General features: G+C 45.8%; 17 protein-coding genes, 1 tRNA gene, 1 rRNA gene and 2 pseudogenes. 7 read left to right on the top strand and 14 right to left on the bottom strand.

Annotation, left to right across the window (positions count from 1 at the left end):
• Positions 1-57: 57 nt before the first annotated feature.
• Positions 58-1,218, top strand: a complete 1,161-nt coding sequence (locus tag FS373_RS24440; protein ID WP_185977100.1) for an ABC transporter permease — start codon at positions 58-60, stop codon at positions 1,216-1,218.
• A 347-nt stretch (positions 1,219-1,565) separates the two neighbouring features.
• Entirely contained in the window at positions 1,566-1,781 is a 216-nt protein-coding gene (locus FS373_RS24430) for a hypothetical protein (RefSeq protein WP_152830817.1), read from the top strand.
• A 64-nt stretch (positions 1,782-1,845) separates the two neighbouring features.
• On the opposite strand, the gene FS373_RS24425 is transcribed toward FS373_RS24430, so the two are convergent.
• Positions 1,846-2,859 carry a GlxA family transcriptional regulator gene (locus tag FS373_RS24425; RefSeq protein WP_152830816.1) on the bottom strand — a complete coding sequence of 338 codons (1,014 nt, stop codon included), beginning with the start codon at positions 2,857-2,859 and terminating at the stop codon, positions 1,846-1,848.
• Between the two features lie 250 nt (positions 2,860-3,109).
• Between FS373_RS24425 and FS373_RS24420 the strand changes: the two genes are divergently transcribed.
• Positions 3,110-3,289, top strand: coding sequence for a hypothetical protein (locus FS373_RS24420; protein ID WP_144048689.1), 180 nt, complete (start codon positions 3,110-3,112; stop codon positions 3,287-3,289).
• 34 nt (positions 3,290-3,323) lie between these two features.
• Here the strand turns inward: FS373_RS24420 and FS373_RS24415 are convergent, their stop codons facing one another.
• The 9 genes and pseudogenes from FS373_RS24415 to FS373_RS24385 form a co-directional block, all read right to left on the bottom strand.
• Complete coding sequence (locus FS373_RS24415) at positions 3,324-4,982, bottom strand: methyl-accepting chemotaxis protein (protein WP_144048690.1); 1,659 nt, start codon at positions 4,980-4,982, stop codon at positions 3,324-3,326.
• A 206-nt stretch (positions 4,983-5,188) separates the two neighbouring features.
• Positions 5,189-5,281: pseudogene (locus tag FS373_RS31675) on the bottom strand (molybdopterin adenylyltransferase); the annotation flags it as partial.
• A 45-nt stretch (positions 5,282-5,326) separates the two neighbouring features.
• A pseudogene (locus FS373_RS31670) lies at positions 5,327-5,419 on the bottom strand (molybdopterin adenylyltransferase); the annotation flags it as partial.
• Between the two features lie 323 nt (positions 5,420-5,742).
• Positions 5,743-6,276 carry a molybdopterin adenylyltransferase gene (mog, locus tag FS373_RS24410; RefSeq protein ID WP_144048691.1) on the bottom strand — a complete coding sequence of 178 codons (534 nt, stop codon included), beginning with the start codon at positions 6,274-6,276 and terminating at the stop codon, positions 5,743-5,745.
• Positions 6,277-6,403: 127 nt separating this feature from the next.
• On the bottom strand, positions 6,404-6,916 hold the full coding sequence (locus FS373_RS24405; protein WP_144049168.1) for an NlpC/P60 family protein: 513 nt from the start codon (positions 6,914-6,916) through the stop codon (positions 6,404-6,406).
• A gap of 120 nt (positions 6,917-7,036) precedes the next feature.
• A complete protein-coding gene (locus FS373_RS24400; RefSeq protein WP_322619562.1) occupies positions 7,037-8,221 on the bottom strand; it encodes an NAD(P)/FAD-dependent oxidoreductase in 1,185 nt (394 codons plus the stop codon).
• Positions 8,222-8,397: 176 nt separating this feature from the next.
• Positions 8,398-9,417, bottom strand: a complete 1,020-nt coding sequence (gpsA, locus tag FS373_RS24395; protein WP_144048693.1) for an NAD(P)H-dependent glycerol-3-phosphate dehydrogenase — start codon at positions 9,415-9,417, stop codon at positions 8,398-8,400.
• 106 nt (positions 9,418-9,523) lie between these two features.
• A complete protein-coding gene (gene secB, locus FS373_RS24390; protein ID WP_144048694.1) occupies positions 9,524-10,012 on the bottom strand; it encodes a protein-export chaperone SecB in 489 nt (162 codons plus the stop codon).
• Positions 10,013-10,118: 106 nt separating this feature from the next.
• Positions 10,119-10,553 carry a rhodanese-like domain-containing protein gene (locus FS373_RS24385; RefSeq protein WP_144048695.1) on the bottom strand — a complete coding sequence of 145 codons (435 nt, stop codon included), beginning with the start codon at positions 10,551-10,553 and terminating at the stop codon, positions 10,119-10,121.
• Positions 10,554-10,794: 241 nt separating this feature from the next.
• Between FS373_RS24385 and gpmM the strand changes: the two genes are divergently transcribed.
• The 4 genes from gpmM to FS373_RS24365 are packed head-to-tail and all read left to right on the top strand — an operon-like array spanning position 10,795 to position 15,537.
• Positions 10,795-12,339: a 2,3-bisphosphoglycerate-independent phosphoglycerate mutase gene (gpmM, locus tag FS373_RS24380; RefSeq protein WP_144048696.1), complete on the top strand. Its 1,545-nt coding sequence runs from the start codon at positions 10,795-10,797 to the stop codon at positions 12,337-12,339.
• Between the two features lie 10 nt (positions 12,340-12,349).
• Positions 12,350-13,483, top strand: coding sequence for a murein hydrolase activator EnvC family protein (locus tag FS373_RS24375; protein ID WP_144048697.1), 1,134 nt, complete (start codon positions 12,350-12,352; stop codon positions 13,481-13,483).
• Between the two features lie 32 nt (positions 13,484-13,515).
• Positions 13,516-14,736 (top strand): S41 family peptidase, encoded by a 1,221-nt coding sequence (locus tag FS373_RS24370; protein ID WP_152830815.1) that lies wholly within the window; start codon positions 13,516-13,518, stop codon positions 14,734-14,736.
• A 45-nt stretch (positions 14,737-14,781) separates the two neighbouring features.
• Positions 14,782-15,537, top strand: a complete 756-nt coding sequence (locus FS373_RS24365; RefSeq protein ID WP_322619561.1) for a divergent polysaccharide deacetylase family protein — start codon at positions 14,782-14,784, stop codon at positions 15,535-15,537.
• Positions 15,538-15,569: 32 nt separating this feature from the next.
• Here FS373_RS24365 and FS373_RS24360 read toward each other — a convergent pair whose 3' ends face one another.
• The 4 genes from FS373_RS24360 to rrf all read right to left on the bottom strand — a co-directional run.
• The gene (locus FS373_RS24360; RefSeq protein WP_144048699.1) at positions 15,570-16,028 is read right to left on the bottom strand and encodes an Rrf2 family transcriptional regulator; all 459 of its coding nucleotides are present in this window, start codon (positions 16,026-16,028) and stop codon (positions 15,570-15,572) included.
• A 21-nt stretch (positions 16,029-16,049) separates the two neighbouring features.
• The gene (locus FS373_RS24355) at positions 16,050-16,301 is read right to left on the bottom strand and encodes a YkgJ family cysteine cluster protein (protein WP_144048700.1); all 252 of its coding nucleotides are present in this window, start codon (positions 16,299-16,301) and stop codon (positions 16,050-16,052) included.
• 646 nt (positions 16,302-16,947) lie between these two features.
• Positions 16,948-17,024 (bottom strand) — tRNA-Asp (locus FS373_RS24350).
• A 95-nt stretch (positions 17,025-17,119) separates the two neighbouring features.
• Positions 17,120-17,233 (bottom strand): 5S ribosomal RNA (gene rrf / locus FS373_RS24345); the annotation flags it as partial.

Genomic DNA, 17,233 nt, shown 5'->3' with positions numbered 1-17,233 from the left:
GCAGGATGCGCGTTTTCAAAGCCAACTTATCGGTAAAGATGAGGGAATCACAGCATGATGAACAAGATAATGACCATGGTTCGCAAGGAGCTTATCGATGCCGCCAGAGACAAGCGCTCTGTCATGGCCGGACTCTATTACGCTATTGGTACGCCTCTATTGATGTGTGGCATGTTTATGCTACTCATAGGTCAGATGTCGAGTCCGAAAGATCTCAACATCAAGATAGAGAATGCCGATAACGCTCCGGATCTTATCAAGTACCTATCCAGCCAAGGGATCACCCATGGTGATAGTCGCAGTACTGATGATGAAGGTGAACCGCTGGATGTAAAAGATATCCGTCTGGTTATCAGCGAAGATTATGCCGCTCAGATGGCTAAAGGCCTCAGCGCCGAAGTCATACTGATAGCCGATAACTCTAACGAGAAGCTACAAAACTCTATTCGTCGTCTCGAGCGTAACCTGCAGACCTATAGCGCCGAGATGGGTAGCTTACGCTTGATAGCCAGAGGCATAGATCCACGTGTGGTTCAGCCAATTAAGGTGAAGATAGAAGATCAAGCCACGCCGGACTCCAAGGGCGGGGTTATCTTAGGTGTCGCCACCATGACCATGATCTATGCGGTGTTTATCTCGGGTATGAACTTGGCCATAGATACCAGTGCCGGTGAACGAGAGCGAAATTCATTGGCCTTGTTACTCAGTCATCCGGTATCGACCCGTAGCATAGTGCTAGCCAAGGTGTTTGCCGTTACTGTGTTCGCCATGTTGGGTCTGCTGTTAACCCTGATCATCTCCAAAATATCCTATGCCTATGTCCCCTGGCATGAACTTGGATTTACGGTCAACATAAGCACAGACTTCATCTTGCTCATGCTATTGATTGGACTACCCATAGCCATGATGGCCGCAAGCCTGCAACTCTTTGTCTCCTTTATGGCCAAGAGCTTTAAAGAGGCTCAGTCCTATCTGACTTTAGTACTCATAGTACCCATGATGCTGTCGATGGCCGCCAGCTACAACATAGCCCCTGATACCTTGCAGTGGCTCCCTGTCTCCGGGCAGCAACAGGCACTGATCGCCTTCATCAAGGGACGCGAAATCCCTATGTTGCAGCTAGTGCTGTCCTCGGTCGTGACCTTAGTTATCGCCCTAGCCCTGACCTTCAGCATGGAAAGATCACTCAAGAGCGAGAAGATAATCTTCGGTTTATAATACCAATCGGTATAAGAAAGTGGTCAACTCAGAGTTATTTTTGGCTGCATAATTCAAGGCGGATGAGTGAGGGAATGGTGATCCCTTTCGAGCTCATTCAACACAGAAGTAGGCTGCCAAAAACACTCCTGAAAGGCGAGTTTTAGCACTTCCGATACGGCGTTAACGAGCTTAAACGTAGAATATATGTTCCTCACTCGTTGCCTTGCCTCCGAAGCGCTAAACTCTCGCTGAGTGACCACACTTTTATACCGATTGGTATATCAATAACACAGCTAGAAGCCCAGAGTGACTCGCACTCAGGGCTACATCATAAGGAGAGAGAGATAGATAAAGAACTGATTATCATGGTTGTTATGATCGTATTTATCGCCAGCGTGACGTTTACCGAAGGCCTTAAGCAGTACTTAAGACTTTGCAAGGTGAACAGGTCAGATATTAACCAAGATGAGCTAGCACTGCTGCGCAAGCAAAATCGTCATCTCGAAGAAAGGGTGCAGACTCTGGAGAAAATAGTCACAGATGGCAGCCATGATCTCAAACGAGAGATTAATGCTCTATAAGTTTACCTCTCTCTACACTCCGATATTCAAAGCAACCCACATTGCTGCTCATGCATGAGTTGAGTTAACAGCAGTTGTGGGTATTAAACTTTTCCCTGTAGGCTCTGGGGCTAAGACTCGTCAGCTGAATAAACAGCTTTCTAAATGAACTCACATCTTCGTAGCCAACCCTATCTACTATCTGCTCCAGGGCAAGTTCGGTGGTTTCGAGTAATCGCTTAGCCTCATCGACACGCAAACGCTGCATGTAACTAGCAGGCGTCTCATTGAGCGCCTTCTTGAAACGCCTGATCATGGTACGTTTACCCACAGCAAATTTATCAGCGATATCATCGAGCAAGAAACTCTGCCCTATTTGTGCCTGCATCCAATTTTGGATCTTAGTCACCAACTCATCTTTGTGATTATTAACCCCAATGGATAGATCCATGGACATGAAGGGCTGTTGCGAGGTTCGATTGGGGTCTATCAGTAATATCTTGGCCATCTGATGGGCAATTTGTTCACCGGCAAAAATTCCTATCAGGTGAAGTGCCAGACTCAGATTCGAAGTCGTCGCGCCAGCGGTATGAATATGCTCATCTGAGATGACCAGTTTATCCATACAGAGATTCACATCAGGAAAATTTCGCTCGAACATCTCCTTTAACCACCAAACCGTCGTGGCCGTGCGACCATTAAGCACGCCTGAGGCGGCTAACATCAAGGTGCCGGAGCAATAAGCAGCCACGGGTTTTCCACTGGCAGCGAAGAGCCTCAGGGGCTCGAACAAAGGTTCAAACTCATTGAGATAAGCTTGAAACTCCTCTCTGCTCGTCACAAAGGCAGACGCAAGAATAACCGCATCGGCTTGCAGAATATCTTCGGGTTTATCCAGACCTATGGCGGGGATTTGAATATGCTGATTGGTATTCACCGGCTGGCCATCATATGAAACCACATGACAATGAAACAGGTCTTCTTTTGCATCTGGATTCATACGTCGCCAATAAACATTGCAGAAACTGAACACATCGAGAAAACTGACAATACCACCGGCAACCACATTCCCTGCAGCCAATATTATTATTTTCTTCATCTCAGTCTCTCCTCAAGTTCAATCATCAAGCTATGACCACAAGACTATAATTCAAAGACTATGACCAAAACACAAATTATCACTTTTAACCCTTATTTTGTCAATAATGACACTTTATAAGATTTTGTCTAGTTTTTATACTGAGATGACACTGGGAACTTCAATGAAAGCTTCAGTTGAAGACCAGAAAGTGTTGCAGGTTCTTAGCTGAACACGAGTAATGAATAGAAGTGATTAATAGGAGTAGATGATGTCAAAATCGAATAAGCATCTGGTGATGAGCCTGAGTTATCTTGGAATAAGTTGGGCATTACTATTTTGGCTACATTTTAGCACCGAGCCCAACATCTTTGCCCACTTAGTGGCGATACCCAGCTTACTAATGTTTACCGGGTATAGCGCCTATCAGATCATTAAGAAGGGAACCTAGGGCGAATAATACGCTTCCCTAGGTAACGAGAAGACTAGGTTTTAAACTGCTGAACCAGCAGTTGCAGCTCTTGCGCCATCTCGGCTAAACGTTCACTCTCACTGGATGTCGAGTTAGCACCTTCGGCGGCTTCTTCGGCAGCATGATTGATATTAACGATATTAGCGTTGATCTCCTCCGATACCGCAGATTGCTCTTCTGCTGCTGTGGCAATCTGAGTATTCATCTCGGTAATGGTACCGATAGATTGCGTGATCATCTGCAAGGCCTCACCAGCAGATTTGGCATGACTCACACTCTCATCGGCATACTTTCGGCTATCCGACATGACACTCACTGCTGTTTTAGCTCCACCTTGTAGCTTCTCGATCATCGCCTGAATCTCTTCGGTAGACTCTTGGGTTCGACTCGCTAAAGTACGGACCTCATCGGCAACCACGGCGAATCCTCTTCCTTGCTCACCCGCTCTAGCGGCTTCGATAGCCGCATTTAGCGCTAGCAAGTTAGTCTGCTCGGCAATCCCCTTGATAACATCGAGAATGGTGCCAATTTGATTACTGTCTTTCTCTAAGTTTTGTATCACTTCGGCAGCACTTTCTATCTCGGCAGCTAAACCAACAATAGTATCCACGGTATTATTGACGACCTGCATGCCCTCTTTCGATTGGTCATCAGTCTGATTGGCGGCATCTGCGGCATCATTAGCATTCTTAGCCACCTCGACAACCGTTGCCGTCATCTCATTCATCGCAGTGGCAACCATGTCCAGCTCATGTCTCTGACTCTGGACCGAAGCGGCAGTTTCTGAGGTAACCTTCGCCATGCCTTGTGCCGACTCAGCCAACTGCTTCGAAGTATCGGAAACGCTATTAATACTAGCTTGAAACTTATCTAGCATCAGATTAAACGCTCTAGAAAGAGCTGCAAATTCATCCTTACTACTGATTTCGATGCGACGGGTCAGATCAGAATTTCTCTCTATGTCATCTATGGACCGGGTCAAGGTGCTTACAGAATGTAAAATACCTCGTGCAACAAAGAAGAGCAGCAGACCACCAAGCACAAAAGAACCTATGGTAATTAAGATCAGCTGCTGTTTCATGTCAGCCATGGAAGCGATTGCAGCCTGCTGTATCTCCTGTCTGGAACTTTCCTCGGCTCTAACTAGCTCTTTGAAACTAGCTCTAGCCTTATTAGCGAAAGGACTCGCCCCTGTACGATATGAACTCCAGGCTTCCTGTAAGACATCCGGATTACGATCAACGGATTTAAGCTGTAACATGCGAGCGCGGCCATCTTCTAAGAATGCCTTTGTGGCTTGTTTAGAATTCGCCATCAACTGATTAAGCCGATTCTTAGCATCTCTGTCCGAGACCAGTCTTAGAGAAGCTTCGAGGTTATCGAAATGGCTATAAATATCACGAATTCGAGTATCTAACAGAGAGTAATTTTTGTCGAAATCATCTCCAAGCATGATGCTACGTGATAGACGAGAAACATAATTCATGTCTCGGCTGATAGATAAGATGTACTTTTGACTGTTCACACCAGCTTGATCATATTCCTCAAACTTATCTGCCACAAAATTTGTATTAATGATGACATCGACCAGTATGGTTACCCCGGCTAAGCCAAAAACTAACATCACAGCCATCAATTTACGTTTGATGCTCCATGAAGATAAAAATTCCATCCCTCTCTCCTCAACATTTATTCGAATCGATATGATTTCGACCTAATAAAGTATAGGTCATGCTTTGATCCATAAGATTAAAACAGTGGAGATGAAACAGGGGATGCTAAATTATACAAAAGCGCTAAAAAGTTGTGAGAAACTGTAAAGCAGACAATAAAAAGCCTGGAAATTACCGGGCCTTAGTCACTTTTTTAAAAATCAGCTTACTTGGCCTTTGGGCGGAATGGTTTGATAACTGACTCGTCACACTCGAGGAAAGGTCCGTTCATTAGATCGATGCAATAAGGAATTGCCGGGGAAGATAGAGAGCGCATCGAGACGCTCTTAACTTTCAAGATATGCTACTTGGCCTTTGGACGGAATGGTTTGATAACTGACTCGTCACACTCGAGGAAAGGTCCGTTCATTAGATCGATGCAATAAGGGATTGCCGGGGAAGATAGAGAGCGCATCGAGACGCTCTTAACTTTCAAGATATGCTTACTTGGCCTTTGGACGAAATGGCTTGATGACAGATTCATCACACTCGAGGAAAGGTCCGTTCATTAGATCGATGCAATAAGGAATTGCCGGGGAAGATAGAGAGCGCATCGAGACGCTCTTAACTTTCAAGATATGCTACTTGGCCTTTGGACGGAATGGTTTGATAACTGACTCGTCACACTCGAGGAAAGGTCCGTTCATTAGATCGATGCAATAAGGGATTGCCGGGGAAGATAGAGAGCGCATCGAGACGCTCTTAACTTTCAAGATATGCTTACTTGGCCTTTGGACGAAATGGCTTGATGACAGATTCATCACACTCAAGGAATGGGCCATTCATTAGATCGATACAATATGGAATTGCAGGGAACACGGCATCGAGACACTCACGAATCGACTTGGGCTTACCTGGCAAGTTAACGATCAAGGTATCACCACGAAGTCCGGCTGTTTGACGTGAAAGAATAGCGGTCGGCACAAACTTAAGTGACTCGGCGCGCATGAGTTCACCGAAACCAGGCATCATACGATCACAAACGGCTTCCGTCGCCTCAGGGGTAACGTCGCGTTTAGCTGGGCCAGTGCCGCCAGTAGTAACGATTAGACTGCAGTTCTGCTCATCGGCCATCTTGATAAGTGTCGCAGAAATCACATCTTGCTCATCAGGAATCACCTCATAGACAGGCTCCCACTCAGAAGTCAGATACTCGTTCAATACCTTGATAATCGCTTTACCAGAGAGATCTTCATAGACGCCTGCACTAGCTCTATCACTGACAGTTACAATACCGATTTTAGCTTTAGTCATCTTAAGTCCTACTGGTGGTGTTATCTTCGGCAAGCCCTATCGATGGCACCGAAGCTGGAGATATTAGTTGCATGTAAACTAACATGATTTGCGGCCATTATATCTGGCTTATCGACAAAAATGAGAGCTACAAGCTTCTGGACAGCCAATACTTACGCTTCCAATAGCTATTATTTAAGGTGGATATCATCACACCTTGGCTCGTCGATGCATGCAAAAACTTAGAGTCACTCAGGTAGATACCCACATGCCGAGTCGACCAACCGGTTTTGAAAAATACCAGGTCGCCGGTTTTCAGATTTCCCTTAGCAACTTTATGCCCAAGGTTTTTCTGATCCGCCGTGGTTCGGGGTAACTTCCTACCGAAAATATCCTTGTAGGCCAGATAGACGAAGGCAGAGCAATCCACGCCCCGCTTACTCATGCCACCATAACGGTAAGGCGTACCTTTCCACTCTCGATGAAATGCCATCAGCTTCAGCTCTAATACCTGTTGTTTGGTCTTAATAGCATCTAGGCCTGATGTTTTAGCCTGATTCGCAGCAACATTGGTTGCAGTGCCTGTTTCAATCTGCTCCGGCAACTGACTCGAACACCCGGACATAAACAGTAGAAGCAAGATAACTAAGGGTCTAAACATCAGTGCCTCAAAGAAAGTATCGAAAAACAAAGAGAAGTAACTTAAAGCCATGTTAACACCGCAGACATTAACAGAAAGTGAACTCAGTATGATTCCTCAATATCTCCTTCACTGGCAACATTAAACCGCCTGACCCGCGGCAACACCCGATGACCAAGCCCACTGGAAGTTGAATCCTCCCAGCCAGCCGCTGACATCCATCACCTCACCGATAAAGAAAAGCCCAGGTACTGATTTGGTTTCCATGGTTTTCGACGACAGCTCATCGGTATCTAAGCCACCTAAGGTGACTTCGGCGGTGCGATAGCCCTCGGTGCCATTCATCATTATTTCCCAGGACTCGAGATCCACAGCAAGCTGTTCCAGTTCTTTATGGATTAACTGATTCAGCGCCTTGTTAAGCAGAGCTTCATCAAACAGGGCCTCGACCAGACGTTTAGGTAACCAATGGCCTAGGGTATTTCTCAAGTTTTGCTTCGGATGGTTCGCCAGCACCAACTCGATGGCGGCTCTGGCATCGATACCTGGGAGCAAGTTAATCTTGATGGTCTCACCAGGCTTCCAAAAATTTGATATCTGAAGAATGGCAGGGCCTGATAGGCCGCGATGAGTAAAGAGCAAGGCTTCACTGAACTGAGTCCCGTCTTTTGCCGTTATAGTACTGGGTACCGCAATGCCAGACAGTGGCTCAAATTTGAGTTTCTGCTCGGGTTGCCAGGTAAAAGGCACCAGACCGGCATAGGTAGGCAACACCTTTAAACCAAACTGCTCGGCAAGATGATAACCCAATGGGCTAGCACCTAGCTTAGGCATGGAGAGACCGCCTGTGGCTACCACTAACGAATCACAGCTATAGACATCTTTGTCGGTCGCTATTTCAAATTTCCCAGAATCAGCTTGAGTGATCTTGCCAATCTCGGTGCGGAGTTTAACCTTAGCACCGGCCCACTCACACTCGGTCAGTAGCATGGTGACTATCTCTTTGGCCGAGTCATTACAGAACAGTTGACCATGGTCCCGCTCGTGGTACTCGATACCATGACGCTCGACAAGATCGATAAAGTCGCTGCTGCGATACCTTGCCAGGGCTGACTTTACAAAATGCCCATTGCCACAGATGAAATTATTCGGCTCAACTTTCTGGTTCGTGAAGTTACATCGTCCACCACCGCTAATGAGGATCTTCTTCCCCGCCTGCTTTGCTGCATCCAGCACCAACACATCACGCCCACGGTAACCCGCTGTAGCGGCGCACATCAGGCCTGCGGCACCCGCTCCGATAATTATGACGTCATGATGTTTCACTTTATAGCCTCGAATTTAAATACAAATACTGAATCAGGAATAATTTTGGCCAGACACAAGATACCTCAGCTAGCCGTCCATGGGCTGTGGCATAAGTGTTCCAGACACAAAAAGGGTGCTATTTTAGCACCCTTTTTTATCTTTAACATACGAAGAAGCATGAACCTAAGACTTGATTACTCGCTATCTTGGGTCTCAGATTTTATCTCTCTGGCTAACAAGGTTACGGCAGCCTCGCGAGGCGTCCCGCCCTCATAGAGCACCCGATAAACTTGCTCAGTGATCGGCATCTCTACGCCAAGTCGCTTAGCTAAAGCATAAACTTCTTTGGTATTACGGTAACCTTCAACCACCTGACCTATCTCTTCCTGAGCCTCCTCGACACCTTGCCCCCGGCCTAAAGCCAGTCCGAAGCGACGGTTACGAGATTGGTTATCTGTACAGGTAAGTACCAGATCGCCTAAGCCTGCCATGCCCATAAAAGTACTGGCTTGGGCCCCCATAGCCTCACCTAAACGAGACAATTCAACCAGGCCTCGGGTGATTAATGCGGTTCTGGCATTGGCACCGAAGCCGATACCATCCGACATACCAGCGCTGATGGCGATGACATTTTTAACCGCACCGCCAAGTTGCAGGCCGATAAAATCGTCGTTGGCATAAACACGTAGCCGTTTAGGGCTGTGTAATAGCTCGACTAGATCTTGGGTAAAAGTAGCATGGGTTCCGGCAACGGAGATAGCGGTCGGCATTCCCGCCGCTAACTCTTTCGCAAAAGTAGGTCCGGAAAGCACGGCTAAAGGATATTTATCGCCTAACACATCTCCGGCAACCTCTTGCAACAGTCGTCCGGTCTCAGGCTCAAGCCCTTTTGTCGCCCAGACTATGCGTGAATCTTCACGCAGCAGAGGCTTAGCTTGGCCCAATACCATGCCAAAAACATGGCTGGGAACCACAACTAAGATATTATTCGATGCGGCTAGCGCCGTCGCCAAGTCGGCTTCTGGAACAAGCAGGTCGGGAAGCGTTATCCCCGGGAGAAATACTTCATTAGCGCGGTCACGCTTGAGGTTCTCGATATGCTCAGGGTCATGACCCCACAGCAGAGTTCGATGGCCATTACTGGCTAAAGAAATAGCAAGGGCGGTGCCATAAGACCCCGCCCCTAATACCGTAATATCGGCAGTGTTTTTCATATAACTACTCGCTTAATGCCAATTCATTCGAGTCTAATATTCGAATGAATCAGCCACTATCTGAGCAGCGACTGAAAAATGCTGAACAGATACGTTCAGTTTTTAATTATGCGCTTGCTTCTTCAGTCTTAGCAGCGTCTTCTGCACCGGCTTGACGCTGGTTAACGTACTGAGCGAAAAGCGCGTCGAAGTTAACTGGTGCTAGGTTTAGCTGTGGGAAAGTACCACGAGAAACCAGGCTACCCACTGCTTCACGAGCATATGGGAATAGGATATTTGGACAGTATGCACCTAGTGAATGAGCAAGTTGCTGCTCAGTCAGACCATTGATTGCGAAGATACCAGCTTGCTGAACTTCACAAAGGAATGCAGTTTCGTCACCGTTTTTAGCGGTAACAGTCAGAGACAGGACAACTTCAAAAACGTTGTCAGCTAGCTTAGCGCTACGAGTATCAAGATCTAGCTTAACTTCAGGGTTCCACTCTTTCTGGAAAACAGCCGGGCTGTTTGGAGTTTCGAAAGAGATATCCTTGGTGTATACACGTTGGATATTGAATTGAGGATCTTGTTGTTCGTTATTTGCTACTTCAGCCATAATATTTACCTATCCAATTTATTAGGCTTCAAAATTGAAGCCAATTTTAAGGGCTTTTGTTACTTGAGACCTGTAACTCGCTCTCAGACACCATCCCGGGTTATTGTTATTTCTTACTTTTCGTTACCGGCAGATTACTTGACTGCCACTCACCCATACCGCCTTTGAGGTTATGTACAGATTCGAAACCTGCTTTAACCATCAACTGCGAGGCTTGTGATGACACCATACCTGCGTTGCATACCATTATAATGGGACTTGCTTTAAACTTTTCAAGGGCTGAAAGTTGATTATTTTTAATTTCAGATAAAGGCACATTCAAAGCATCGACGATGTGACCCTTCTTAAACTCCGCTTTTTCCCTTACGTCTATCACTTTGGCATCTTGCTTATTGATAAGCAGCGTAGCCTGTTGGTGATCGATCGTAGTGACCTTAGAGATACTGGATTTGAAAACGCTGACGATAAGACCAATCAAAAGACCTATCCAGGCTAAGCTGAGCATAGGGTTAGCTTTCAAAAATTCGATATATTCTTGCATGGTGAACTGCCTACTTCTTAGGGCTGAAAATACAATTAGGGCACAGAGTATACCACCGCGATAGGAGATTGCAGCATCTTGTTGAAGGACGAAAAGTCTGTGGATAAAGAGCGTTAATAAGATAGATGCAAACTCGATTATATCAATCTAGGTAAATTCCTTTTTCAACCAGGTCTTCCGTAGTAATATTTATCCAATTTCTATTTTCAACTTTATCTTTCAAACTTAAAAAGGTACCACTATGACGACACGCAAACGCCCTTTGGCATTGCTGATCCTCGATGGCTGGGGTTACCGCGAAAACACGCAAAAAAATGCCGTTTTCCATGCTAAGACCCCGGTTTTGGATCGACTCAATGCTCAATACCCTAACAATCTAATCTCAGCTTCAGGCTTAGATGTGGGACTACCCGATGGTCAAATGGGTAATTCCGAAGTTGGTCATATCAATATCGGTTCAGGACGCATTGTTTATCAAGAACTTACCAGAATAGGTAAGGCAATTGATGACGGTGAGTTTCAGCAAAACCCAGCACTACTCGAAGCCATAGATCGCGCAATCGCCAAAGAGGGTGCTGTACACATAATGGGGCTACTGTCTCCCGGCGGCGTACATAGCCATGAGAATCATATCGAGGCCATGTGCCGCCTAGCAGTCGAGCGAGGTGCTAAGCAAGTATATCTACACGCTTTCCTCGATGGTCGCGACACTCCACCACGCAGTGCAAAATCTAGTTTGGCTCATTTTGATGATCTGTTTACTAGATTAGGCACCGGCCGTATTGCTTCAGTGATAGGCCGCTATTATGCAATGGACCGTGATAATCGCTGGGATCGTGTGACTCTTGCCTATGATTTGATCACCCAAGGCGAGTCTCTGCATCAATACACCAATGCTGTAGATGCCCTGGAAGCGGCTTATGAACGTGACGAGAGCGATGAATTTGTCGCAAGCTCGGCGATTACCGACAGCCAAGGTAATCTGGCTAAACTTGCCGATAGCGATTCGCTGATTTTCATGAATTTCCGCGCCGATCGTGCTCGTCAAATCACTCGCAGCTTCGTCGACTCTGATTTCGATGGGTTCGAGCGTAAGATGACGACAAAAGCACACTTCTTGATGTTGACTCAGTACGCCGCGAATATACCGGCAGCAATAGCCTATCCGGCAACAGAGCTCGTCAACACCTTAGGTGAAGCTTTGCAGAGTCGGGATAAGACACAACTGCGTATCTCAGAGACAGAGAAATATGCCCATGTGACTTTCTTCTTCAACGGCGGTAAAGAGGAACCATTTAAGGGAGAAGACAGAATTCTGATCCAATCTCCTAAGGTGGCAACCTATGACCTACAACCTGAGATGAGTTCTGTAGAACTCACAGATAAATTAGTCGCAGCCATAGAGTCTACTGACTATGATGTCATTATTTGTAACTATCCAAACGGAGATATGGTTGGCCATACGGGTAGCTTCGAGGCAGCGGTTAAAGCCTGTGAAGCAGTCGATACCAGTATCGGCCGCGTCGTGGAAGCTCTGACTAAGGTGGGAGGAGAATGTTTAATCACAGCCGATCACGGTAATGCCGAGCAGATGACCGATGAGAAGACCGGCCAGGCACACACGGCTCACACTTGCGAACCAGTGCCATTGATCTACGTTGGACGTGATGCGATTATCGAAGATGGCGGTCGCCTGAGCGATCTTGCTCCAACCATGTTAACCTTGATGGGAGAAACAGTGCCATCAGAGATGACTGGGCGTTCCATCATCAAAATCAAAGAGTAACCACTGACACGTGAATATTCGTTTTTTCAGTAAAGCCAGCATTTTTGCTGGCTTTATCATGCTTTCAACGCCACTGCAGGCCTCAGACCTACAGCAGCGTCAATCCGATCTTAAAGTACTGCAATCACAGATAAGCAAACAAGCATCGGATCTAAAAGACACCGCTAAGCAGCGAGAAAAGTTAATCTCATTGCTCAAGAAAGATGAAAAAGCGATCGCCTCAGCTGCTAGAAAAGTCAATGAAACCCAAAATTCACTTTCTAAAACAGATAAGAAACTGGCTCAATTAGATAAACGCCAAAACAAGTTAGATACACTGAAGACAACCCAGCAGGAAACATTAGCCAATCAGTTGGCCAGTGCCTATTTAGCGGGTAATCACGACTATAGTAAGATGCTACTCAACCAGCAGAGCCCAGCAAGTATCGAACGTCTACTCGCCTACTATCAATATTTGAATAATGCCCGCATGGCATCGATCAATGAGTTGAAACAGACCATTGAAGAGCTCAATGACATTCAAATTGAACAGATAGCCCAGAAGACTCAGCTTAATAAGCTCATTCTCAACCAGCAACAACAGGCGAAACAGCTCAACCTGGAACAGAGCCAAAGACAAAAAACCCTGACACAACTGCAGAGAACACTCAATAGCAGTGGCGCCAGACTGGAGCAGATGCAGATAGAAGAAGCCAGTCTCAAACATGTCGTCGAGCAAGCCATCGTGGCCATGAGAAGTAACCCTAAGATGGAAGGGTTATCCAGTAGCAGAAAGCTAAAATGGCCGACCAAGGGGCGTATCAAGTCGGGCTTCGGCAGCCGTAGATCGGGTCAGGTAAAATGGAAAGGGGTCACACTCTCGGCTCCGGAAGGTCAAACAATAGCGGCTATCGCAGCGGGAAAGGTCATTTATGCAGACTGGTTACGCGGCTTCGGTATGGTGCTAGTTGTCGATCATGGTAAGGGGTATATGAGCCTGTATGGTCATGCCCAAACCCTATTAAAAAACCCCGGAGACTCTGTAAATAAAGGAGAATCTATCGCATTAGTCGGTCGGTCGGGTGGACAGACTGAGCCTGGCCTATACTTTGAGGTAAGGCATAAAGGGCAAGCGGTCGATCCGGCGAGATACTGTAAACGCTAGGAGAGATCTAGCCCTTAAATATAGGGGCTGCCATGTCAAAATATATTCGCTACCTTTGTAGTATTCTCATTGGTGTAGGGCTAGGGATATCCGTTACCCTATCAGGACAAGAAAACGCCGAACAGTATCATCACAATCTCAACTATCCGCTCCTACTCGACGTTATCGACACAGTTGAGACTTACTACGTAACAGAATTAAGCCAAGATGAGCTTATTGCTGCAGCAATAGAAGGGATTTTTTCTAAGTTGGATCCTTATTCCAACTTTCTCGATAAACAAGAATTCTCAAATATCAGAAATGCCAACAAGGGTGAATATTTTGGTTTTGGCATAGAGATAGCGACCGAAGATGACAAGATAACCATAATAACCCCCTTCCCCGACTCCCCTGCCGAGCGTGCAGGCATAAGAGCAGGCGATCGAATAGTTAGACTCAATAATAATAAAGTTGATTACAGCAAATTAGACGACCTACTTAAAGAAATCAAAAACCATAGCCAGAATAATCAATCGATTGTGCTCGCACTCACTCACCCCAATATGGATACTGTCTATGAAGTCACCTTAGTGCCGAGCCTCATCTCGGTGCATTCGGTCACGGCCGAATTGCTGGATGGCAATATTGGCTTTATCAAACTTGCCAGCTTTCAGGACAATTCTACCGAGGAGATGGTTAAGCAATTAGCCCTGTGGCAACCGCTAAAATTACAGGGACTCATCTTAGATCTGAGGAATAATCCAGGAGGCTTACTCGATCAAGCCATAAAAATTGCCGACATCTTTCTCGAAAAAGGCAGAATAGTCTCAACCGAGGGACGATTCTTCGACGCAAACTCAGACTATTATGCCTCGCCCCAAACTATGCTTCACGACGTCCCTATTATGGTGTTAATCAACAAGGGATCTGCTTCTGCTTCAGAGGTGCTTGCCGCTGCCTTACAGGATAATAAAAGAGCTAAGCTGATAGGTGAGACTAGCTTCGGTAAGGGAACCGTACAGAGTCTAATTCCTACATTAATGGAAGGGAACGCAATAAAACTGACTATAGCCAAATACACCACCCCCAATGGCCGGGACATTAATAGTAAGGGGATTGAGCCAGATATAAAACTTCAATTAGATACTGTCACAAATGAGCAAACTGTGCCTATAATCGACGAGACCAATGTCCATGATAAAATTGAAAATAATAATGTTGAAACTGATCTTATATTGGATTCAGCAATTACATGGATAAAAACTCATTCTTAACGCCTTTTGCTCTTAGTGTAAAAGGTATGGAAAATACCTAACACAGTGCGCTTTTTAATATTTTATTTTGCTTTAATTTTTCCAGCTAGCTATGGAAATGCCGCTCAAGTTGCGATCATCATTGACGATATTGGATATCGTCAATCCGATGAAGCCGTACTGACCTTACCCGATAACATTACCCTCTCAGTGCTTCCTCACACACCTCTGGGCAGTTCAGTTGCTCATATTGCACACGAAAGAGGCTACGAAGTAATGCTACACCTGCCTATGCAGGCACTCAATGGCAAGAAGCTTGGTCCTGGTGGAATAACCAATGACATGAGTGAAACAGATGTTAAGCAGACCATAAACCAGGCTTTCGAGAGCATCCCTTTCGCTAAAGGCGCCAACAATCATATGGGAAGTTTATTGACCCAGCTGGATGAGCCAATGCAGTGGGTGATGGAAAGTTTAAAACAGAAGCAAGTCTACTTCGTCGACAGTATGACCACACGTTACACCAAGGCGGGAAGTACAGCCGACAAACTAGGTATACCTCAGTTAAAGCGACAGGTATTCTTGGATAATGACGTCTCACAAGCCGGTTTGAACCTACAATTTGAACGCCTTATCGCCTTAGCACATAGGCAAGGCCAAGTCGTTGCCATAGCTCACCCATATCCTGAAACCATAGAATATTTGAAACTAAATCTACCGCGATTACAGCAGGCAGGCATCAGCCTGGTTAAAACCTCGGAGCTTTTACCTTATAGGATTGCAGTAAGTAAAAAACAGGAGAAGACGCTACCATCAGGTTGAAGTAGCGACTGATATCACTCTAAAAGCTAACTCTAGGAGCTAAGTTCAAGTACAGGAATAGACAATTCAGGAAGCAGCTTTACCAACTCATGATTATTGCTAACGATATCCGACAGAGAATATTGGTCTAAGACCGTTAAATAAGCCGTAACAGCCTCGGCTAATACACCTCTTAACTGGCAAGAAGGGGTCAGGCGGCAGTATGGTTTACTGCAATCGATAGGCGCCAGAGAATTTTCTAAAACTCTCACCAGTTGACCTATATTGATCTCTTTCGGTGACTTACCTAAACGAAAACCACCACTCTTACCTCGAATAGTTTCTAAGTAACCTAGCTTACCCAGGTGGTGCACGATCTTAGAGACATGGTTAGGCGACAAGTCAAAGACCTGAGTGATCTCCGAGATTCGAAATAGCGTCTCTCTGTTAGGCTGAATAGCCAAATACATTAAGGTACGAATACCAAAGTCTGTATAACGAGTTAACTGCATTAGGCACCTTACAAAGTTAGTCTAACTGGTTTGAGCCTCTAAAAAAGAGATCAAACTAATAGCTTCAGAATTAGTACTACCACAAACATCAATAGTTGCAGAGAAGGAGCTGCACACTTCCGGGCGCTCTTTCATCCCAAAAATCATGCATAAATTATCATTGGATAGTTGAATACACCGCTCACCCGCTGGTTTACCTTCAGGCATCCCAGGAATGGGGCTAGTGATCGATGGGGCAATACAACAAGCTCCACATCCAAGCCGACAATTCATAAAATCATTCCTTTCAACACATCATACCTATTATTGAGTACCATAGCAGCCGTTATGATCACAGCATCTTCTAATAAAGCTAATTCATTTAAACTAGTTTACTCTTTTTGTCCCCTCCCCGTCTTTGATTCACAACAAAAGCAGCTCATAGGTAGAAAGAATAAATCGAAAACCAATCGGTATAGGAATGCATGGATGCACAAATGTCATGAAGATTGACGCAAAGGACATGGGTGGACGAGAGTGACGTCAGGTACAAGCTTTCGAGCGCGAAGCTGGGGCGGACTAGCACTTTTTAAAAGACGAACCCGCGCCCCCGGCGTGACAGGCCGCTTTCTGCTTAATAAAGAGGCTAATATCTCCATGGGCCGCTCCTTAATATCCTATTACTACGGCATTCAAACATCCATGTTTTCAAGGAGTGTATGCCAAATCAATGTCTGGAACACTTCTGTTAAATCAAGAATGGTACAACTGAACTACGAAGTGCATAGATGCACAAATGTCACGTAGACCATGGATGGTCGAGAGTGACCACTCCTTTAGCAAAGTGCTTACGCATAATGCTGAATACTTTTTCGTCATTTTCATTCAAAAATTAAACACGAAAAAGCCCTAACATTGCTGTTAGGGCTTATCGTAATGTTGGCGGAGCGGACGGGACTCGAACCCGCGACCCCCGGCGTGACAGGCCGGTATTCTAACCAACTGAACTACCGCTCCTTTAGCAAATTGCCGAAGCATTCTGCTAAATTCTTTTATCGTCGCTAGCTTGTCAGGGCTAGGAGACTCGCTTTAATCAATAAAGCTAAATGAGCGCCTGGAAATGACCTACTCTCACATGGGGAGACCCCACACTACCATCGGCGCGATTGCGTTTCACTTCTGAGTTCGAGATGGATTCAGGTGGGGCCACAATGCTATGGTTTCCA

It is taken from the genome of Shewanella sp. YLB-07 (assembly GCF_009377275.1).
Note: the sequence above shows the minus strand (reverse complement) of the source record. Positions and strands in the feature narration are given on the sequence as shown.

Coding starts and splice junctions, on each gene's coding strand:
- FS373_RS24440 (WP_185977100.1), top strand. CDS start 58: ATGAACAAGATAATGACCATGGTTCGCAAGGAGCTTATCGATGCCGCC.
- FS373_RS24430 (WP_152830817.1), top strand. CDS start 1,566: ATGGTTGTTATGATCGTATTTATCGCCAGCGTGACGTTTACCGAAGGC.
- FS373_RS24425 (WP_152830816.1), bottom strand. CDS start 2,859: ATGAAGAAAATAATAATATTGGCTGCAGGGAATGTGGTTGCCGGTGGT.
- FS373_RS24420 (WP_144048689.1), top strand. CDS start 3,110: ATGTCAAAATCGAATAAGCATCTGGTGATGAGCCTGAGTTATCTTGGA.
- FS373_RS24415 (WP_144048690.1), bottom strand. CDS start 4,982: ATGGAATTTTTATCTTCATGGAGCATCAAACGTAAATTGATGGCTGTG.
- mog (WP_144048691.1), bottom strand. CDS start 6,276: ATGACTAAAGCTAAAATCGGTATTGTAACTGTCAGTGATAGAGCTAGT.
- FS373_RS24405 (WP_144049168.1), bottom strand. CDS start 6,916: ATGTTTAGACCCTTAGTTATCTTGCTTCTACTGTTTATGTCCGGGTGT.
- gpsA (WP_144048693.1), bottom strand. CDS start 9,417: ATGAAAAACACTGCCGATATTACGGTATTAGGGGCGGGGTCTTATGGC.
- secB (WP_144048694.1), bottom strand. CDS start 10,012: ATGGCTGAAGTAGCAAATAACGAACAACAAGATCCTCAATTCAATATC.
- FS373_RS24385 (WP_144048695.1), bottom strand. CDS start 10,553: ATGCAAGAATATATCGAATTTTTGAAAGCTAACCCTATGCTCAGCTTA.
- gpmM (WP_144048696.1), top strand. CDS start 10,795: ATGACGACACGCAAACGCCCTTTGGCATTGCTGATCCTCGATGGCTGG.
- FS373_RS24370 (WP_152830815.1), top strand. CDS start 13,516: ATGTCAAAATATATTCGCTACCTTTGTAGTATTCTCATTGGTGTAGGG.
- FS373_RS24360 (WP_144048699.1), bottom strand. CDS start 16,028: ATGCAGTTAACTCGTTATACAGACTTTGGTATTCGTACCTTAATGTAT.
- FS373_RS24355 (WP_144048700.1), bottom strand. CDS start 16,301: ATGAATTGTCGGCTTGGATGTGGAGCTTGTTGTATTGCCCCATCGATC.